This is a genomic window from Lonsdalea quercina, assembly GCF_900107885.1.
In the GTDB taxonomy this organism is placed as follows: domain Bacteria; phylum Pseudomonadota; class Gammaproteobacteria; order Enterobacterales; family Enterobacteriaceae; genus Lonsdalea; species Lonsdalea quercina.
The window spans coordinates 62,736-80,841 of record NZ_FNQS01000006.1; the positions used below are offsets into that span (position 1 = coordinate 62,736).

At 59.6% G+C, this 18,106-nt stretch carries 19 protein-coding genes and 1 pseudogene; 11 read left to right on the forward strand and 9 right to left on the reverse strand.

Features of this window, described 5'->3' with window-relative positions:
- Position 1 precedes the first annotated feature (1 nt).
- Complete coding sequence (pxpB, locus tag BLU64_RS09765) at positions 2-706, forward strand: 5-oxoprolinase subunit PxpB (RefSeq protein WP_051625587.1); 705 nt, start codon at positions 2-4, stop codon at positions 704-706.
- Entirely contained in the window at positions 703-1,692 is a 990-nt protein-coding gene (locus tag BLU64_RS09770; RefSeq protein ID WP_026743801.1) for a 5-oxoprolinase subunit C family protein, read from the forward strand. Before pxpB ends, BLU64_RS09770 begins: the two co-directional genes overlap by 4 nt.
- Positions 1,693-1,958: 266 nt before the next feature.
- On the opposite strand, the gene BLU64_RS09775 is transcribed toward BLU64_RS09770, so the two are convergent.
- The gene (locus BLU64_RS09775; RefSeq protein WP_026743802.1) at positions 1,959-3,161 is read right to left on the reverse strand and encodes a pyridoxal phosphate-dependent aminotransferase; all 1,203 of its coding nucleotides are present in this window, start codon (positions 3,159-3,161) and stop codon (positions 1,959-1,961) included.
- Positions 3,162-3,542: 381 nt separating this feature from the next.
- Here BLU64_RS09775 and nac point away from each other — a divergent pair, with 381 nt between their 5' ends.
- The 7 genes from nac (at position 3,543) to BLU64_RS09810 (ending at position 9,059) form a co-directional block, all read left to right on the forward strand.
- Positions 3,543-4,466 carry a nitrogen assimilation transcriptional regulator NAC gene (gene nac, locus BLU64_RS09780; RefSeq protein ID WP_074728534.1) on the forward strand — a complete coding sequence of 308 codons (924 nt, stop codon included), beginning with the start codon at positions 3,543-3,545 and terminating at the stop codon, positions 4,464-4,466.
- A gap of 253 nt (positions 4,467-4,719) precedes the next feature.
- A complete protein-coding gene (locus tag BLU64_RS09785; RefSeq protein ID WP_036153461.1) occupies positions 4,720-5,148 on the forward strand; it encodes an acetyl-CoA carboxylase biotin carboxyl carrier protein in 429 nt (142 codons plus the stop codon).
- Positions 5,148-5,948 (forward strand): LamB/YcsF family protein, encoded by an 801-nt coding sequence (locus BLU64_RS09790; protein ID WP_244888420.1) that lies wholly within the window; start codon positions 5,148-5,150, stop codon positions 5,946-5,948. Before BLU64_RS09785 ends, BLU64_RS09790 begins: the two co-directional genes overlap by 1 nt.
- Positions 5,949-6,066: 118 nt before the next feature.
- Complete coding sequence (locus BLU64_RS09795; protein WP_026743806.1) at positions 6,067-6,819, forward strand: SDR family oxidoreductase; 753 nt, start codon at positions 6,067-6,069, stop codon at positions 6,817-6,819.
- A 36-nt stretch (positions 6,820-6,855) separates the two neighbouring features.
- On the forward strand, positions 6,856-7,551 hold the full coding sequence (locus tag BLU64_RS09800) for an amino acid ABC transporter permease (RefSeq protein ID WP_026743807.1): 696 nt from the start codon (positions 6,856-6,858) through the stop codon (positions 7,549-7,551).
- 4 nt (positions 7,552-7,555) lie between these two features.
- Complete coding sequence (locus BLU64_RS09805; protein ID WP_026743808.1) at positions 7,556-8,311, forward strand: amino acid ABC transporter permease; 756 nt, start codon at positions 7,556-7,558, stop codon at positions 8,309-8,311.
- 10 nt (positions 8,312-8,321) lie between these two features.
- Positions 8,322-9,059, forward strand: a complete 738-nt coding sequence (locus tag BLU64_RS09810; RefSeq protein WP_026743809.1) for an amino acid ABC transporter ATP-binding protein — start codon at positions 8,322-8,324, stop codon at positions 9,057-9,059.
- 129 nt (positions 9,060-9,188) lie between these two features.
- Here BLU64_RS09810 and kdpC read toward each other — a convergent pair whose 3' ends face one another.
- From kdpC to kdpF, 4 genes are read right to left on the reverse strand one after another with little or no spacing between them, the layout of a single operon-like run.
- Entirely contained in the window at positions 9,189-9,782 is a 594-nt protein-coding gene (gene kdpC, locus BLU64_RS09815; protein ID WP_026743810.1) for a potassium-transporting ATPase subunit KdpC, read from the reverse strand.
- 11 nt (positions 9,783-9,793) lie between these two features.
- Positions 9,794-11,842 carry a potassium-transporting ATPase subunit KdpB gene (gene kdpB / locus BLU64_RS09820; protein ID WP_074728536.1) on the reverse strand — a complete coding sequence of 683 codons (2,049 nt, stop codon included), beginning with the start codon at positions 11,840-11,842 and terminating at the stop codon, positions 9,794-9,796.
- Between the two features lie 30 nt (positions 11,843-11,872).
- Positions 11,873-13,546 (reverse strand): potassium-transporting ATPase subunit KdpA, encoded by a 1,674-nt coding sequence (kdpA, locus tag BLU64_RS09825; protein WP_074728537.1) that lies wholly within the window; start codon positions 13,544-13,546, stop codon positions 11,873-11,875.
- Entirely contained in the window at positions 13,546-13,635 is a 90-nt protein-coding gene (kdpF, locus tag BLU64_RS09830) for a K(+)-transporting ATPase subunit F (protein ID WP_071999802.1), read from the reverse strand. The genes kdpA and kdpF overlap by 1 nt, the downstream gene beginning before the upstream one ends.
- Positions 13,636-13,797: 162 nt before the next feature.
- Here kdpF and BLU64_RS17630 point away from each other — a divergent pair.
- A pseudogene (locus tag BLU64_RS17630) lies at positions 13,798-14,065 on the forward strand (helix-turn-helix domain-containing protein).
- Positions 14,065-14,343 carry a HipA N-terminal domain-containing protein gene (locus tag BLU64_RS09840; RefSeq protein WP_026743813.1) on the forward strand — a complete coding sequence of 93 codons (279 nt, stop codon included), beginning with the start codon at positions 14,065-14,067 and terminating at the stop codon, positions 14,341-14,343. The pseudogene BLU64_RS17630 and the gene BLU64_RS09840 overlap by 1 nt, the downstream one beginning before the upstream one ends.
- Positions 14,344-14,440: 97 nt before the next feature.
- Here the strand turns inward: BLU64_RS09840 and mnmE are convergent, their stop codons facing one another.
- From mnmE to rnpA, 4 genes are all read right to left on the reverse strand, one after another.
- A complete protein-coding gene (gene mnmE / locus BLU64_RS09845) occupies positions 14,441-15,805 on the reverse strand; it encodes a tRNA uridine-5-carboxymethylaminomethyl(34) synthesis GTPase MnmE (RefSeq protein ID WP_074728539.1) in 1,365 nt (454 codons plus the stop codon).
- Positions 15,806-15,887: 82 nt separating this feature from the next.
- Positions 15,888-17,522 carry a membrane protein insertase YidC gene (gene yidC, locus BLU64_RS09850; protein ID WP_026743815.1) on the reverse strand — a complete coding sequence of 545 codons (1,635 nt, stop codon included), beginning with the start codon at positions 17,520-17,522 and terminating at the stop codon, positions 15,888-15,890.
- A gap of 2 nt (positions 17,523-17,524) precedes the next feature.
- Positions 17,525-17,782 carry a membrane protein insertion efficiency factor YidD gene (gene yidD / locus BLU64_RS09855; RefSeq protein WP_071999803.1) on the reverse strand — a complete coding sequence of 86 codons (258 nt, stop codon included), beginning with the start codon at positions 17,780-17,782 and terminating at the stop codon, positions 17,525-17,527.
- Positions 17,746-18,105 (reverse strand): ribonuclease P protein component, encoded by a 360-nt coding sequence (gene rnpA / locus BLU64_RS09860; RefSeq protein ID WP_071999804.1) that lies wholly within the window; start codon positions 18,103-18,105, stop codon positions 17,746-17,748. Before rnpA ends, yidD begins: the two co-directional genes overlap by 37 nt.
- Position 18,106: the final 1 nt, after the last annotated feature.

The following is an 18,106-nucleotide window of genomic DNA, read 5'->3' on the forward strand; positions in this document are numbered from 1 at the left end:
CATGCTGTCGCGCGACGTGCCGGGGCGCGTCTCCTTGACGCTCGTCAGTCAGGGCGAGCAGGTAAACGTGTCTACGATTGGCGGCCGGGCCTATCTGGTCGATGCGCCGGGCGAGTTCGACCTGCCGGCGCAAAGGCGCATCTGGGCGCTGGCTGCGTTACTGCGGCAGCGTGACGATATCGAATCGCTGATCCCCGGCGTGACCAACCTGCTGGTGCTGTTCAAGCACATCCCGCCGGAGCCGTCCACCGTCGTCCATCTGCTGCGGGACGGTTGGGATCGTGCGCGGGCCGTTGCCTCTCAGGGAAAACTGATTGAAATTCCTGTCTGCTACGGCGGGGAGCACGCGACGGATCTGGATGCCGTGTGCGCCTTTACCGGGCTGACGGCAAAAGAGGTTATCCGCCGTCACTATCAGGGCGAGTACACGGTTTTTGCGCTCGGCAGCGCGCCGGGATTCGGCTATTTGCATGGTCTGGACCCGGCGCTGGCGACGCCACGTAAAAAAGTGCCGTCGCTAAATATGTTGAAAGGTACCGTGACCATCGGCGGTGCGCAGACGGGGGTGTCGGCGTTAACCGGACCGAACGGCTGGAACGCGATCGGCTTCGCCGATCTGCCGCTGTTCGACCCTTGGGCGGAAACGCCTGCGGTCATGGCGCCCGGAGACAACGTCCGTTTTCTGCCTGAGAGGATTGAACTGTGATTGAGGTGATGAAAACCGGTCCGTTGAATACCATTCAGGATCTTGGACGCACCGGCTTTCGCCATATCGGCGTCTCGGTCAGCGGGGTGATGGATGCACTGGCGCTGCGCGTCGGCAATATTATGCTCGGCAATGACGAAAATGCGGCCGGGATTGAGGTTCAACTTTTCCCTTTTCGCGTCCGTTTCACCGCTGATGGCGCCATCGCCCTGACCGGCGCCGATTGCCGCGCCGCGCTGGATGGCAAAGCGCTGCCGCCCTGGTGGGCCTGCGAGGTGCAGGCCGGGCAGGTGTTGGAGATGTCCTATCCTCGCCGTGGCGCTCGGGGTTATCTGTGTGTGGCGGGGGGGATTGATGTGCCTGTGGTTATGGGATCGCGGAGCACCGCGCTGCGCGGCAACTTCGGCGGACTGGATGGCCGCCCGTTGACGCAAGGCGACCGTTTGCCGGCGGGAAACGCGACGTCGTGTTCGCTACCAACCGGCGGTATTGGCGCGGTGCCGCCTGACGAGGCCCTGGCTGATATCTTTCCTGTCAGCCCGGAAGGCGTCATTCAACTACGGGCGATCCCCTCCGGCGAATTCGATCTGTTTGCCCACGACGCCGCGCGGTTCTGGTCGCAGTCGTGGATCATATCCCGGCACAGCGACCGTACCGGCTATCGCCTGAGCGGCGAGCCGCTCGTCCCGTCCCGAACGGTGGAAATGCGCTCCTACGGGTTAATCCCCGGCATTGTGCAGGTGCCTCCGGCGGGAGAACCCATTATTCAGCTGAGCGACGCCAATACGGCGGGCGGCTATCCTAAAATTGCGGGCGTCATCGAAGACGACCTCTGGCGATTGGGCCAGGCGCAGGCGGGCGATCGCCTGCAATTGGTTGAAAGCGATGCCGCCGAGGCGATTGCCGTCAACCGCGCAGTGAACGCGTATCTGCTTGGCGTCTCCCGCTGTTGTCATCAGGTTGCTGCCGCGGCGCTGAACGGATAGATCGCCGCGGGTCAGCTTTTCATGCCGCGCAGCCGTCCATCAGGCCGCAGCACCACCGTTGGCGGGCTGCCGCCACGTCTTTTCGATGATCGTTTCTCCCTGCTTCCGCGCCGTGCTCCCCCAATGACTCCTTATAAATAACGCCGAGTCTGGCGGCATGACGTGCCGCTGAAAGGGATCCTGTGGGCGTCGGTTGCGACCTGCGGGCATAAAAAACGGGGCGCAAAATCGGCCCCGTTAATTTGTCGGCATCGTTGAAACGGCGTTTAACGCATCCCTTCGCAAAAGGTCGCCAGACGGTCGCAGCCTTTTTGCAGTATCTCCATGCTGGTCGCATAAGAGAGGCGGAAGAACGGACTCATGCCGTAGGCCGCGCCCTGTACCGTCACCACGTGGTGCTCTTCCATCAGCGCCATCACGAAGTCGGCGTCGTTGGCGATAAAGCGGCCGCCTTGGGTGGTTTTGCCGATAAACGCGGCGATGTTCACAAACAGGTAAAACGCGCCCTGAGGTTTGTGGCACAGCAGGCCGTGAATGGAGGTCAGGCGCTCCAGGACATAGTCGCGCCGCTGGCGATAAATCTCCGCGCGTTCTTTCAGCAGATCCTGCGGGCCGTTCAGGACCGCGACGGCCGCCGCCTGAGTAAGCGTGGTCACGCCGCCGGCGTTCTGTGTATTGACGTTGCTCATCGCTTTAATCAGAGCGCTCGGTCCGCCGCAGAAGCCCAGCCGCCAGCCGGTCATCGACCAGGCTTTTGAGACGCCATTGACCGTCAGGACGCGATCTTGCAGGCGGGGTTCGACTTCCGCCATCGTATAAAAAGTCACGTCGTCGTAAATCAAATGCTCATAAATATCGTCGCTCAGGATCCAAATGTCGGGATGTCGCAGCATGACGTCCGCGATGCCCTGCAAATCGGCCCGGCTGGCGACCGAACCGGTGGGGTTGCTGGGGTAATTAAGCAGCAGCCATTTGGTTTTCGCGGTGATGGCCGCTTCGATGTCTTCCGGGTAAGGCTTGAAGTTGTTTTCCTGCGGACAGGCCACGGAGACCGGAACGCCGCCTGCGAATTTCACGATATCGGCATAGCTGATCCACGACGGAGACGGCAGCAGCACTTCGTCGCCCGGATTGATCGTCGCCATAAAGGCGTTGAAGATTATCTGCTTGGCGCCGCCGGCGGTAATGATCTGACTGATGTCGTAGTCCAGATGGTTGTCGCGCTTGAACTTGCGCTGAATAGCCGCGCGCAGCGCCGGTGTCCCGTCGGTGGGCGGATAGCGGGTATCGCCCGCCAGCGCGGCGGCGTAGGCGGCCTCCGTGGCATGTGGCGGCGTGGGAAAATCCGGCTCGCCGGTCGATAAGCCAATAACGTGGATACCTTGTGCGGCGAGGTCCCGCGCTTTCTGCGTCATAGCCACAGAAGCGGAAACGGTGACATTTTTCAGGCGATCGGCAATTTCAGGCATGTGCGGAGATTCCAGTCAGTCAGGGGCGTCATGCCGGTGAGGCCTGCCACGGCAGGATCAGGCGAGCGGCACGGTGCGAAAGCAGGTCGATGAATGACCCAGGTCGGGAAGAGCATAAAAGTGAATTCAGCGCAGAGGCTAATAGCGCTTTGTTGTGGTGACATAACTTAACGCGATGGTTGTGCGTGCTGGGGCAACGGAAGGGGTTGCCGTCTTGCTTCACCATGGTGCAAACGGAGGGGCGGAGCGCGCAAAATACGGCGAGCCAATAGGGCCTAACCGGCTGAAACCCTGGTCTCTATCGCGCCTTGTGCACGGTCGTTCGCGTTGGCCCCAATCTTGCTTTGATTAAGGTCAAGATCCCGCAGTGAGGAAGCCACTATGAATCTCCGTCGACTTAAATACTTCATCAAGATCGTTGACGTGGGCAGCCTGACGCAGGCCGCCGATGTTCTTCATATCGCGCAACCCGCTCTCAGCCAGCAGTTGGCGACGCTGGAAGGCGAGGTCAATCAGCAGCTGTTAATCCGCACCAAACGCGGCGTCACGCCGACCGAAGCGGGCAAAATTCTTTACACGCACGCACAGGCGATCCTGCGCCAGTGCGATCAGGCGCAAGTCGCCATCGACGGCGCCGGGCTGACCATGTCGGGCAGCGTGTCCGTCGGTCTGGCCCCGGGGACGGCCGCCCAGCAGCTGGCGCTGCCGCTGATGAAGGAAGTGCATCGGCTGCATCCCGGCATCGTGCTGTATTTCAATGAAAACTTCGGCACGACGCTGAGTGAACTCATCATGAACGGGCGTATGGATATGGCGGTGATTTACGGTAGCCGCGAGATCCACGGCCTGCGCTTTATGCCGCTGATGAAGGAAGACCTCTATTTCGTCTGTCCGCACGTGCTGGACGCGCCGAAAAGCAGCATTTCGCTGGCTGACGTCGCGCGCTACGACCTGTTCCTGCCGCGAATCTACAATACGATGCGCAAGGGGGTGGACGATGCCTTTGTTCAGGCGGGCGTATCCTACAAGGTTAACTGTGAAATCGAGTCGCAAACCACGCTGAATGCCGCCGTGGGCGAAGGATTGGGCTGTACGATCATGCCCGAGTCCGCCGCCCGCGGCATGCTACAGGCCAGCAACGCCTGGATGGCGAAGATCGTCGATCCGAACATTCAGGTCTCCCTGACGTTTTGCATGTCGGACCATCTGCCGCTCTCGCAGCCCGCGAAAGTCGTCAAAGACATCCTGTTATCGCTGATGGTGAAACGCACCACGGACAACCGTCCGCTGGCGCTGGTGGGGTAATAAGTCTCCCTTATCGTCGCAAAGCGAAACCCTCTTACCGAATCAACCTGTCGCCACGTTAGAGTGCGGATATCCCCAGTAAGCCGGGGCGACGGGCGGTTGTCGGACGTCGGCGACAGGCGACGATTCCGGTCATATTGACGTGTTGCCTGCCAACGTCCTCCTTCCTGTAGTGACCGCCTGTCTGTCCAGCTATCCACGGGAAGCGCCCGTCGCGTGGCGTAATGATGTCGGACGAGTTGACAGGATATTTATGCAAAACAGCCCATTAGCACTCCGGGAGCTACGTGCGGTGGCCCACACGATGCGCCGCTCGGGGTTAACCCAGATAGAGTTCGGCGGCAGCGATTACCATGTTCGCCTGAGGTTTGAACCGGCTTGCGATGCCTCGGCTGCGATGTCCGCGAGCGCGCGGGCAGACGAAGAGGGGCCGCAGACGGAGATTCTGCGGGCCTGCCTGCCCGGCACGGTTTATTTGCAGTATCCGGGACGCGAAGAGACGTTTGTTTCGCTCGGCGCCTCAGTCCGGCAAGGCGCGCTGCTGGCGCTGTTGAAGGTTGGGCTGGCCTACCTGCCTGTGCTGAGTCCGGCCGATGGCACGGTAACGTCGATGCCGGTCAGACAAGGGGATGCGGTCGAGTATGACAGCGTCATTCTCACCCTGAGAAAAACAGAGGCTTAATGATGAAATCGATAGATTTGAATGCCGATATCGGCGAAGGCTTCGGCGATTATCAGATTGCGGACGATGCGGCGCTGATGCCGCTGATCACCTCGGCCAACGTCGCCTGTGGTTTCCATGCTGGCGACGCGGCGATCATGGCGAAAACCGTCGCGCTGGCCAAACAGCATCATGTCGATCTCGGCGCGCACGTCGGGTTTCCCGATCTCATGGGATTCGGCCGCCGCCGGATGCAGATTGAACACGACACGCTGGCGCATTACGTCACCTATCAGCTCGGCGCCCTGTCGGCGTTCGCGCACGCGGCGCGTTACCCGCTGACTCATATGAGCTTTCACGGCGCTCTCGGCAACATGGTGTCAGAGGATGAAGCGCTGGCGGACGTCCTGCTCCGTGCGGTCAAAACCTTTGATCCGAATATGATTATCAGCACGATGGCGGGAAATGCGGTGGATCGCGTGGCGCGACGCCTTGGCTTACGCGTGGTGTGCGTTTTTCTGGCCGATCGCGCCTATGAAAGCGACGGACTACTGGTCAGCCGCGCCAAGCCGGGCGCGGTCATTCACGATACGGAACAGGTCAAGGCGCGTGTTCGCCGTTTGCTGACGGAAGGCACCATTGAGAGCATCGATGGCGATACGCTGACGCTCGACGTCTCCTCGATTCTGGTGCACGGAGATACGCCTGAGGCGATCGAGATGGTCAAAACGCTGCGCGCGACGATTGAAGAAACCGGCCTGCGTATTGCGCCGGTCTCCGAGCAAATTCGCCAGCAGAGCTGGGAGCAAACCGCGTTATAAGTCGCCCTTATCGCCTCAAACCGTTTATGTCTTATGCTTGCTTGTCTTTACTGGATAGAGTCGAAAAAAGGGCCGGTCTCCCATACAGGAAGGCCCGCCGATGATCAGGAGAGTTGAAATGCCGTTTTCAGATTACAAAACCGCGCTGGTGACCGGCGCATCCGCCGGGATGGGCGAAGCGATTGTCGAACGTCTGTGTCAGGAAGGACTGACGGTGCATGCCGTGGCGCGTCGTGAAGAGCAACTGGCGGCGCTGGCCGCGCGTACCGGCTGTATTCCTCATGCTATCGATGTCAGCGACACGGACGCCCTGACGCGCCTGTGCAGTGAAATCCAAATCGATGTGCTGGTGAACAACGCCGGCGTTTCCCGGTCTGGTTCCATTCTGGATGCCGACGAAGAGGTGATCGACACGCTGGTGGACGTCAACCTGCGAGCGGTGCTGCACCTCAGCCGCCTGGTGGTGCCAGGTATGAAGGAGCGAAACTGCGGACACGTCATTAACGTCAGTTCTATTGCCGCAGTTTACAACTTCAACGGCAACTCCATTTATCACGCGACCAAAGCGGGCGTCCATGCCCTCTCTCGCCAACTGCGGTTGGATTGTTACGGCAAAATGGTGCGGGTAACCGAGCTTTGTCCCGGCCGTGTGGCTACCGACATCATCGGTATCGCGATGGGCGATATTGAAGACGCTCGCCGTCGCTACATTGATGGTTTCGATTTACCGACGCCGAAAGATATCGCGGATACCGTGGCTTTCGTCCTCTCCGCACCGGTCAACGTGAACTTCGGCCATATTGAAATTACGCCGACCACGCAGGTGATGGGCGGCTTGTCGACCATGCGTCCGGGCGATTCCGTCGAGTAAATATAAGTACTATCAGGCGCTGAGGGAGATTAAACGATGACGCTCGATTTTTCCGCTGTTTTCACCGGTCAATTTGGATCGATGCTCGGCGAGGGGGCCATCGTTACCCTGAAGCTAGCGCTGGGGTCCTGGCTGCTGGCCATGATGCTGGCGCTATTATTGGTCGTGATCCGCCTGACGCATAAGCGCACGGCGGTCTTCCTGGTGTCGGCCTACGTGTCTTACCACCGTAATGTGCCGACGCTAATTCAGCTGATGATGTGGTACTTCGCTATTCCCACGCTGTTGCCGGAGTCGGTGCAGATGTGGATCAACGACTTCAATGCGGAGTTCCTCTTCTCCATGTTCGCACTTGGCCTATGTCAGGCCGCCTATTTCTCCGAAGACATCCGCAGCGGACTGCGGGCGATCCCCGACGGGCAGAACGAGGCGGCGCGCGCGCTGGGCATGAGCTACGGTCGTGCGATGCGACTGGTGATCCTGCCGCAGGGGTTGCGCAATTCACTGCCGTCGTTAATCAATCACACCGTGCTGTTGTTTAAGAACACCAGTCTGGCGATGGTCATCGGCGTCGCGGAGCTGACCTACGTCACCCGAGATATCGAAAACCAGACGTTCCGCACCTTCGAATCCTATCTGGTGGCCTCTATCGGCTATTTGGTCTTCTCTTTGCTGCTGATGGGGGCTGGCGCTCTGCTGGCTCGCCATTTCCAGCGCGTCTATGCGAGGTAATCCCGTGGCTGATATCTTCACGATTTTGCACGACAACGGGATGCTGTTTCTGATGGGCCAGTATCCGAATGGTCCCCTCGGCGGCGTGCTGTGTACGTTATTGATCTCCGTGCTGGCGATGTTGTTCGCTTTCCCGGTCGGCATGCTGTTGGGCATGGCGCGCATTTCTCCTTTTCGCTGGATACGCTGGCCGGCGGCCTGCTGGGTCTACGCGCTGCGCGGCATTCCGCTGCTGATGGTGGTGTTCTGGACCTATTTCTGCGTCCCTTTGCTGATCGGCCATAACATCAGCGGCTTCGCGACGATGCTGTGCACGCTGGTGATTTATGAAAGCGCCTACATCGCCGAGATCATTCGCGGCGGCATTCAGGCGCTGCCGTCCGGGCAGTACGAAGCGTCCCGCGCGTTGGGCATGAGTTACGTCAAAACGTTCCGCATGGTGATCCTGCCGCAGGCGCTCTACAACACCTTGCCCAGTCTGGTGAGCCAACTGGTGTCCATCATCAAGGACAGCACGCTGGGCTATGTGATCAATGTGCCGGAGCTGACCTTTGCCGCCAATCAGGTCAACAACCAGCTGCTGACCAAGCCGTTTCAGGTGTTCGCGATTGTGGCGCTGAGTTACTACGTCATTTGTTTTAGCCTGACCTGGCTGGCTAACCGGCTGGAAGCGCGCGTGGCGCGCAAGCGACGTAATGAAACCCCCGCCGGCCCGCCAGCCCAGAAAACCGAATTATTGACCGAAACACCGTCGCTATAAGGAATGCATGATGAGACCGATGATTATGTTTAACCGGGTCAGCAAATGGTATGGCGATTATCAGGCGTTGACTGAATTGAATGCCGAGATCAAAAGCGGCGAGGTCGTGGTGGTCTGCGGGCCGTCGGGGTCTGGCAAATCAACGCTGATCCGGACGGTCAACCGACTGGAGCCGATTGAAAAAGGACAAATCCTGTTCGACGGCATTGATATACACGGCACCAGCACCCGTCTCAACCAGCTGCGCACCCGCATTGGCTTTGTGTTCCAGAATTTCAATCTGTTCCCGCATGTCTCGGTGATGGATAACATCATGATGTCGCCGGTGAAGGTGCTGGGCGTCAAACGTTCGGAAGCGCGCAAACATGCGGGCGAACTGCTGGAGCGCGTCGGGCTGTCGCACAAGGCGAATGCCTATCCGGCCCAGCTTTCCGGGGGGCAGCAGCAGCGCGTGGCGATAGCGCGCGCGTTGGCGATGAAGCCGCCGGTCATGCTGTTCGATGAACCGACCTCGGCGCTGGACCCGGAGATGGTGGGGGAGGTGCTGAACGTGATGCGCGGGCTGGCGCAGGAAGGCATGACGATGATGTGCGTGACCCATGAGATGAATTTCGCCCGCGAAGTGGCGGACACCGTCTGGTTCATGGATCAGGGGCAGATTCTGGAGAAGGCCGCGCCCGAAAACTTCTTCCGAACGCCGCAACATCCCCGCGCGCAGCGCTTTTTGAGCGATCTGCGCCAACACTAAGGTTCATCCATCGTGGAACGACATCGCGCCGTCGCGGGTTAATACGACGGCGCGATCCTGTTTCTTCTTTCGATTCTTCGCTTCCCCGGAGTTGCTCGATTCACGTCGCCGCGTGAGTTTCGTCCTATTTCACTCCCGTTTTTGAGTCGAATCTTTCTGCATATCGTCCAGCGCCATATTCAACGCCAGCACATTGACCACCGGTTCGCCCAGAAAGTCGGGGCGCGGCGGCTGCGTATGCTCATCCACCAGCCGCCGTACGTCGCTTGCCGATAGATGGCGGGCCGACGCCACCCTGGGGGCCTGCCATAGCGCGGCCTGCGGCGAGATCTGCGGGTCCAGACCGCTGCCGGAGGCGGTGACCAGCTCGACGGGAACCGGGCCGCCCGCCTGCGGATTGGCGGCGCGCAGGTCCGCCACGCGCTGTTTGATGGCTTCGTCCTGCGCCGGATTGCTCACCGCCAGATTGCTGCCGGAAGAGGCCAGCGGGTTGTACGGCGTGCCGACGGTTGCCGACGGGCGACCGTGGAAATAATCCGCCCGAGTGAAGTGCTGGCCGATCAGCGCTGAGCCTCGAAGCTGCCCGTCACGTACGATCAGCGACCCGCCGGCGGTGTCCGGAAAGGCCCACAGGGATAACGACGTCGTCAACAGCGGATAGGCTGCGCCGGTGATGACGGCCAGCAGGCAAAACAGGGTAAGCGTGGGACGTATCAGGTTCATACTTTGGCTCCTCAGCCCAGACCCAGAACGGTCAACAGCATGTCGATCAGTTTGATGCCGATAAACGGCGTCGCGAGTCCGCCCGCGCCGTAAATCCACAGGTTACGGCTCAGCAGCGACGCCGCGGACATCGGCCGGTAGCGAACGCCTTTGAGCGCAAGCGGGATCAGCAGCACGATAATCAGCGCATTAAAGATCACGGCAGAAAGGATGGCCGAGTTCGGCGAATGCAGTTGCATCACATTCAGCTTGTCGAGCGCCGGATAGGTCGCTGCGAACGCCGCAGGGATGATGGCGAAATACTTGGCCACATCGTTGGCGATACTGAAGGTGGTCAGCGAGCCTCGGGTCATCAACATTTGTTTACCGATACGCACGACCTCCAGCAGCTTGGTGGGATTGGAGTCCAAATCCACCATATTGCCCGCTTCCTTGGCCGCCTGCGTGCCCGAGTTCATCGCCACCGCCACGTCTGCCTGCGCCAGCGCGGGCGCATCGTTGGTGCCGTCGCCGGTCATGGCGACCATGCGGCCCTCGGCCTGATATTGGCGGATCAGGGCCAGTTTGGCTTCCGGCGTCGCCTCTGATAAAAAGTCATCGACCCCGGCCTCGGCGGCGATGGCGGCCGCGGTCAGCGGGTTGTCGCCGGTGACCATCACGGTTTTGATCCCCATCCGGCGCAGTTCCGCAAAGCGTTCCCTGATGCCGCCTTTGACGATGTCTTTCAGCGCCACCACCCCCATCACGGCGTTATCCTCCGCCACGATCAGCGGCGTTCCGCCGGAGCGGGCGACCGACTCCACCTGCGCGTTGACCGCCGCGGGGAACTGCCCACCCTGTCTCTCGATGTGACGGCGAATGGCGTCGGCCGCGCCTTTACGCAATCTCTTCGAACCGATATTCACGCCGCTCATGCGGGTCTGCGCGGAAAAGGGGATGAACGTGGCGTTCAGGCTTTGCAGGTCGCGTTCGCGCAGGTTGAACTTCTGCTTGGCCAGCACCACGATGCTGCGGCCTTCCGGGGTTTCATCCGCCAGCGACGCGAGCTGAGCGGCGTTCGCCAGCGCCTCTTCCGTGATGCCGGGCGCGGGCAGAAACTGGCTGGCCTGTCGGTTGCCCAGCGTGATGGTGCCGGTTTTGTCCAGCAGCAGCACATCGACATCTCCCGCCGCTTCTACTGCGCGCCCGCTGGTGGCGATTACATTCGCGGCCAGCATCCGGCTCATTCCCGCAATCCCAATTGCCGACAGCAGCGCGCCGATGGTGGTGGGGATCAGGCAGACCAGCAGGGCCACCAGCACGATGACGCTGACCGGCGTACCGCTCCAGGCTGAGAAGGGGTAGAGCGTCGCGGTCGCCAGCAAAAAGACGATGGTCAGCGCGATCAGCAGGATGGAAAGCGCGATCTCATTGGGCGTTTTGCGACGCTTGGCCCCTTCCACCATCGCGATCATCCGGTCCAGAAAAGTTTCGCCGGGGTTGACGCTGCACTGGATCACCAGCCAGTCGGAGAGGATGCGCGTTCCGCCCGTGACGGAAGCGAAATCGCCCCCGGCCTCGCGAATAACGGGCGCGGATTCGCCGGTGATGGCGCTTTCATCCACGGAAGCACCGCCCGCCAACACTTCGCCGTCGCAGGGGATGATGTCGCCGGCTTCCACCAGCACCCCATCGCCTTTTCGCAGGCTTTCGGCCATGACCTGCTGGTTCGGCGCGTCGTGTTTCGGCTCCGCCAGTTTTTTCGCCCAGCGGGTGCGTTTGATGCCTTTCAGACTCTCGGCCTGCGCCTTGCTGCGCCCCTCGGCCAGCGCTTCGGCGTAGTTGGCGAACAGCACGGTAAACCACAGCCATAGGCCGATCGCCGCGGTGAACGTCAGTTCCCCCGTCAGCCAACCCATGCCCGTGCCGACGGCCAGCAGCGTCGCCAGAATACTGCCCAGGAATACGACAAACATCACCGGATTGCGATATTGCATCCGGGGGTCCAGCTTCCTGAATGACTCGACCAGCGCGGCGCGCCACAGCGGGTTGCGAGGCTGGGAAAGCGTGTTAAGTCCCATAAAATGTGTCTCCGGCAATGAATAACGCCATCACTGCAAATGTTCGATAATTGGCCCCAGGGCCAGCGATGGAATGAAGGTCAGCGCCCCGACCAGCAGCACGGTGCCGATAATCAGCCCGACAAACAGCGCGCCGTGGGTCGGCAGCGTCCCGACGCTGGCGGGCTGCGTAGGTCGACTTGCCAGTGAGCCGGCGATCGCCAGGACAGGGATAATGGGGGCGAAGCGGCCAATCAGCATGGCGGCCCCCAGCAACAGGTTGTAGAAGGGCGTGTTCGCGGACAGCCCGGCGAACGCGCTGCCGTTATTGTTAGCGACGGACGTGAGCGCATACAGCACCTCGGTAAAACCGTGGGGGCCGGGGTTGAATATGCCGGCTTGGCCTGCGTCGGTCATCATCGCCCACGCGGTGCCAAGCAGGACCAGCGTCGGGGCGATCAGGATGGCGATCGCCGTCATTTTCATTTCCGGTACGCCGATTTTTTTCCCAAGATACTCCGGCGTGCGGCCAATCATCAGTCCGGCGACAAACACCGCCAGCAGCACGTTCATCAGCATGCCGTACAGGCCGGAACCTACGCCGCCGAACACCACTTCGCCGATCTGCATCAGCCACAGCGGCACCAATCCGCCCAACGCGGTGAAGGAGTCGTGCATCGCGTTCACCGCGCCGCTTGAGGCCGCCGTTGTAATGACCGCGAACAACGCGGATTGCAGGATGCCGAAGCGGCTCTCTTTGCCTTCCCAATTCAGCGCGCTGTCCGCACCGTAGGCGGCCAGATGCGGATTGCCATCGACTTCGGCCCACATGACCACGGCGGCGGCGACCACGAACATCGTCAGCATCGCCCACAGCACGGTGTGCCCTTGTCGGGTATCGCGGATCGCCCGGCCAAACGCCAGACACAGCGCGGCGGGGATCAGCAACATCGCCAGCATTTGCACGAAGTTCGTCAACGCCGTCGGATTCTCGAACGGATGCGCCGAGTTGGCGTTAAACAGCCCCCCGCCGTTGACGCCGAGCATTTTGATGGCTTCCTGCGAGGCTACCGGCCCCATCGGCAGTGTTTGCTGCACGCCTTCCAGCGTAGTGAAGGTCAGATAAGGGCTGAGGTTTTGCGGCACGCCCTGACTGACCATCAACAGCGCCGTCAGCAGAGACAGCGGCAGCAGTACGAACAGCGTCGTTCGCGTCAGGTCGCGCCACGCGTTGCCCAGCTTGTCGGTGGCGTGACGGGCGAACCCGCGAATCAGCGCGAACAGCACCGCGAAACCGGTCGCCGCCGAGAGGAAGTTCTGCACGGTCAGCCCCATCATCGTGCTGAAGTGGCTGAGGGTGCTTTCCCCGGCGTAGGCCTGCCAGTTGGTGTTGCTGACGAAACTGATGGCCGTATTCAGCGCCAGATGCCACGACAGCCCCGACAGTCCTTGCGGATTAAGCGGTAGCGATCCCTGAAGCATTAGGATGGCGAACAACATGACGATGCCCAGCAGGTTGAACGCCAGCACCGCCGCCAGATATTGACGCCAGTTCATGTCGCCGTCCGAGATGCCGCACAGTCGCCAGATAGCACGCTCAGTTCCCGCCGTGCCCGGCAGCGTTCTGTCATGAATGAGTCCCGTCAGCAGGCGTCCCAGCGGTTGGGCCAATAGCAGCAGCGCCGTCAGGTAGACGGCGAGGAGTAAAACAGCGTCGGCGGCCATCACAGCGCCTCCGCATGAAACAGGGCGTAAAACAGGTAGCCCAGTAACAAAAAGACCAGCACGATGCCGGCGATGATTCCTGCGCTCACGGTGATTCTCCAGGTGTGAAGGGAACACGGAGGAGGGTAGAGAAAGGGACATAAAAATGTCGTCAAATTGCGGAAGGGCGGTATAAAAATTTTGTATAAATGGCGGAAAACCGGCGTTTCGCTGGAAGGATATTCACGCGCTAAAACCGGTAAGGTGAAATAATGAAGGTCACCAACAGTAAACAGCTCAGTTGTTATATGAAAGATGTCCGTATTACGCAGAAGCTTTCACAAGCGAAAGTGGCGACTAACAGTGGGCATTCGTCAGGATACGATATCCAGCCTTGAACACCGTCCGGACTCCACCAAGCTGGACACCTTCTTCAAGATACTGTCAGCATTAAATTCAGAACTCACCGTTTCCCCAAGAAATGCGGATGCTGCTGACGGGGTTTCTATTGCAACATCATCCTGGAAGGAAGAGTGGTGATGGCTTCTCACGATGTTTATATGAATGGCTACCGGGTGGGTGTTTTCACCAAAACAGGTAGTGGGGCGCATCATTTTTCTTATGACGAAAACTGGCTGGGATTATCGGACAGCCGCCCCATTTCACTTTCTATGCCATTACGTCATCAGGCCTATAAAGGGGACGAAGTTTATAACTTCTTTGACAATTTGCTGCCGGATAACCCGGATATCAGAAGACGAATTGTCTCTAGGCATCACGCAGATTCTATCCAGCCGTTTGACCTACTGGCGTGGTAATGACGGTCTTGAACAGTGGTTGAAGCGATAAAAAATCCCGCATAACAAGGCGCTGTGCGGGATGAGTGGAAGTAAGTGGACGCTTACGGACTTAGCGTTACTTGCCGATGCAGAAGCTGGAGAATATGCGGCCCAATAAGTCGTCGGAGGTGAATTCCCCGGTGATCTCGCTGAGCGCCTGTTGCGATAGCCTCAGTTCTTCCGCTAACAGCTCGCCCGCGTAAGCGCTGACCAGCTGTTCACGGCCTTGTTCGAGATGTTCGGCCGCGCTTTCCAACGCTTGTAGATGGCGGCGGCGGGCCAGAAAGCCGCTTTCAGTGCTGCTGGTAAAGCCCATGCTCTCTTTCAGATGATTGCGCAGCAGATCTACGCCCTCCCCGGTACGCGCCGACAGCCTGATGAGCGAGTGGGTGCTCATATCCTCGATACCGAGCGTTTCTCCGGTGATGTCCGCTTTGTTGCGCACCACGGTGATCGGCAACGTTTTCGGTAGGCGCGCCATAAACTCCGGCCAGAGGGCGGCAGGTTCGCTGGCCTCGGTGGTGGTGCCGTCCACCATAAACAGCACCCGATCGGCCTGCTCGATTTCCTGCCAGGCGCGCTCGATACCGATACGTTCCACTTCGTCGTTGGCATCGCGCAGACCGGCGGTATCGATGATGTGCAGCGGCATGCCGTCAATATGAATGTGTTCGCGCAGCACGTCGCGCGTGGTGCCTGCGATATCGGTGACGATAGCCGCCTCTCGGCCTGCCAGCGCGTTCAGCAGGCTGGACTTACCGGCGTTAGGGCGGCCGGCGATGACCACTTTCATGCCCTCGCGCAGCAGACTGCCCTGTCGGGCTTCGGCCCGGACGCCATTCAAATCGGCGATGACCGCGTTGAGCTGAGCCTCAATTTTGCCGTCGGAAAGGAAATCAATTTCCTCATCCGGGAAATCAATCGCCGCTTCAACATAGATGCGAAGGTGCGTCAACGCGTCGACCAACTGATGAATTCGACTGGAGAAAACGCCCTGCAGGGAGTTCACGGCGGAGCGTGCGGCCTGTTCTGAGCTGGCGTCGATCAGGTCGGCGATGGCTTCCGCCTGCGCCAAATCCAGCTTATCGTTGAGGAAAGCGCGCTCTGAGAACTCGCCCGGACGGGCGATGCGTACGCCCGGCAGCGTCAGGATGCGCTTCAGCAGCAGGTCCAGAATCACCGGGCCGCCGTGTCCCTGTAATTCCAGCACGTCTTCGCCGGTGAACGAGTTCGGATTGGGAAACCACAGGGCAATGCCCTGATCGAGCACGCTGCCGTCGGCGTCCATGAAAGGCAGGTAGTCTGCATAACGCGGACGCGGCAGTTTTCCCAGCACGGCTTGCGCCACGGCCGACGCGGCGGAACCGGAAATACGCAGAATACCTACGCCGCCGCGTCCCGGAGGCGTGGCTTGGGCGACGATGGTGTCGGTATGGCTCATGATCATCTCTCTAAATTACATAAAAAAATAAGGCGGTCAGTGACCGCCTTACGTTAGAAATGAGGTTGGCAATCAGCCAGCGTTATTTCTTCTCACGGCTGTGTAAGCCCCGTTTCTCCAGCCCGCGGTAGATCAGCTGCTGCTGAGCGATGGTCACCAGGTTGCTGACGATATAGTACAGCACCAGACCTGATGGGAACCACAGGAAGAACACGGTGAAGATGACCGGCATGTAGGTCATGATCTTCTGCTGCATCGGATCGGTGACCGTCGTCGGCGACATCTTCTGGATGAAGAACATGGTCAGACCCATCAGGATCGGCAGCACGTAGTACGGGTCCTGAGCAGACAGGTCATGGATCCACAGCGCGAACGGCGCATGACGCAGCTCCACGGAGCCCATCAGCATGTAGTACAACGCCAGGAAGATCGGCATCTGAATCAGCAGCGGGAAGCAGCCGCCCAACGGGTTGACCTTCTCAGCCTTGTACAGCGCCATCATTTCCTGACTCATACGCTGTTTGTCGTCACCGATGCGCTCGCGCATCGCCTGCAGCTTCGGCTGCAGCATGCGCATTTTGGCCATTGAGGTGTACTGCGCTTTGGTCAGCGGGTACATGATGCCGCGCACGATGAAGGTGATGGCGATAATGGAGAAGCCCCAGTTACCGATAAAGCCGTGCAGGAATTTCAGCAGTTTGAACAGCGGCTGAGAGATGAACCACAGCCAGCCGTAGTCAACGGTCAAGTCCAGATGGGGCGCGACCGCGGCCATTTTGTCCTGAATTTCCGGTCCGACCCACAGCGTAGCTTGCAGCTGTTGCTGGCTGCCAGGCTGAACGACGACCGGGGCGGCTTTGAAGCCGATGGCCGCCTGACCGTTGCCCAGATTGGCGCTGTAGAACGTGTTGTTGCTGTTGGCCTGCGGAACCCACGCGGTGGCGAAATACTGTTGCAGCATGGCGACCCAGCCGCCCTGCGTCACGATGTTCAGCGACTCTTTCATATCACTGAAGCTGTATTTTTTGTATTTCTCGTCGCTGGAAGAGAAGGCGGCGCCGCGGTAGGTATGAAGCGCAAAGTTGCTGCTTCCGGTGTCGCGGTGCGAAGGCAGATCGATGGACTGCTTCAACTGGCCGAACAGCGCCAGCTCCAGCGGTTGAGCGCTGGCGTTGTTGACGCCGTATTCAACGCCCAGCGCATAGTCGCTGCGTTTAAGCACGAATGTCTTGGTGAAGGTCGCGCCGTTGGCGTCGGTATAGGTCAGCGGGATGCGAAGTTCACTCTGACCGTCGGTCAGTTCGAAATGATCCTGAGTCGCTTGATACAGAGGACGCGCGCCGTTCGCCGGATTGTCCGGACCATTTTTCCCGGTCAGACCGCTCTGCGCCTGATAGACGAAGGACGGTGTCGTTTCCAGCAGCTGGAAAGGCTCGTTGGAGCCCAGCGTTGCCGGGTAAGACAGCAGCTTGGCCTGCTCGATGTCGCCGCCGCGGGTGTTGATCGTCAGGGACAGTACGTCGGTCTTCACCGTGATCAGTTTACCCTGACCACTGGCGGGGACGCCCTGGTTGGCGGCATCGCCGACTGCATTGTTCGTAGACTGTTGCGTGGTCTGTGTTGTGGCCGGCGGATTTTTGTCCGTTTCCCAGGCCTGCCAGATCATGAACGTTACGAATAGCAGAGCGATGAGAAGAAGATTGCGTTGCGAATCCATCGTTAATGTTCTCTGTTATTGTCGGTTTTTGGCGGTACGGGGTCATCACCACCAGGGTTCAAAGGGTGGCATTTTAATACGCGTTTCAGCGCCAACCAACAGCCTTTTATCATGCCGAATCTGCGTATTGCCTCAATGCCATATTGGGAACACGTCGGGTGGAAACGACAGTGCGGTCCCAGCAGTGGACTGATAAAGCGCTGATATCCGCGTATCAACCCGATCAGCAGGCGGGAGCCAATCGACAGTGCCGACGCCATAATTTTTCCAACGCTTCCGTCAGCGCTCGGTTATCCAGGTCGGCCACGCCTTTTTTCGCGATGATGATAAAGTCCATGGCAGGCAACTGGTGCTGATGCAGGCGGAAACTTTCGCGCGTCAGACGTTTGATGCGGTTGCGTTCATGAGCCCGTTTAACATGCTTTTTGGCGACGGTAAGACCGATGCGGGGATGCCCCAGCGTATTCAGGCGGCCGAGAATGGTAATTTGCGGCGTGCCAGCCCGTTGAGGTTGCTGGAAGACGAAAGAGAAATGGCTGGGAGTTAACAAACGTAACTCCCTGGGAAAAGCGAGCTTAACCACT

Bases quoted from the DNA above. Each gene is read 5' to 3' on its own strand.
- pxpB (WP_051625587.1), top strand. From the start codon at position 2: ATGCTGTCGCGCGACGTGCCGGGGCGCGTCTCCTTGACGCTCGTCAGT.
- BLU64_RS09775 (WP_026743802.1), bottom strand. From the start codon at position 3,161: ATGCCTGAAATTGCCGATCGCCTGAAAAATGTCACCGTTTCCGCTTCT.
- nac (WP_074728534.1), top strand. From the start codon at position 3,543: ATGAATCTCCGTCGACTTAAATACTTCATCAAGATCGTTGACGTGGGC.
- BLU64_RS09785 (WP_036153461.1), top strand. From the start codon at position 4,720: ATGCAAAACAGCCCATTAGCACTCCGGGAGCTACGTGCGGTGGCCCAC.
- BLU64_RS09790 (WP_244888420.1), top strand. From the start codon at position 5,148: ATGATGAAATCGATAGATTTGAATGCCGATATCGGCGAAGGCTTCGGC.
- BLU64_RS09795 (WP_026743806.1), top strand. From the start codon at position 6,067: ATGCCGTTTTCAGATTACAAAACCGCGCTGGTGACCGGCGCATCCGCC.
- BLU64_RS09800 (WP_026743807.1), top strand. From the start codon at position 6,856: ATGACGCTCGATTTTTCCGCTGTTTTCACCGGTCAATTTGGATCGATG.
- BLU64_RS09810 (WP_026743809.1), top strand. From the start codon at position 8,322: ATGAGACCGATGATTATGTTTAACCGGGTCAGCAAATGGTATGGCGAT.
- kdpC (WP_026743810.1), bottom strand. From the start codon at position 9,782: ATGAACCTGATACGTCCCACGCTTACCCTGTTTTGCCTGCTGGCCGTC.
- kdpB (WP_074728536.1), bottom strand. From the start codon at position 11,842: ATGGGACTTAACACGCTTTCCCAGCCTCGCAACCCGCTGTGGCGCGCC.
- kdpA (WP_074728537.1), bottom strand. From the start codon at position 13,546: ATGGCCGCCGACGCTGTTTTACTCCTCGCCGTCTACCTGACGGCGCTG.
- BLU64_RS09840 (WP_026743813.1), top strand. From the start codon at position 14,065: ATGGCTTCTCACGATGTTTATATGAATGGCTACCGGGTGGGTGTTTTC.
- mnmE (WP_074728539.1), bottom strand. From the start codon at position 15,805: ATGAGCCATACCGACACCATCGTCGCCCAAGCCACGCCTCCGGGACGC.
- yidC (WP_026743815.1), bottom strand. From the start codon at position 17,522: ATGGATTCGCAACGCAATCTTCTTCTCATCGCTCTGCTATTCGTAACG.
- yidD (WP_071999803.1), bottom strand. From the start codon at position 17,782: ATGGCGTCGGCACTGTCGATTGGCTCCCGCCTGCTGATCGGGTTGATA.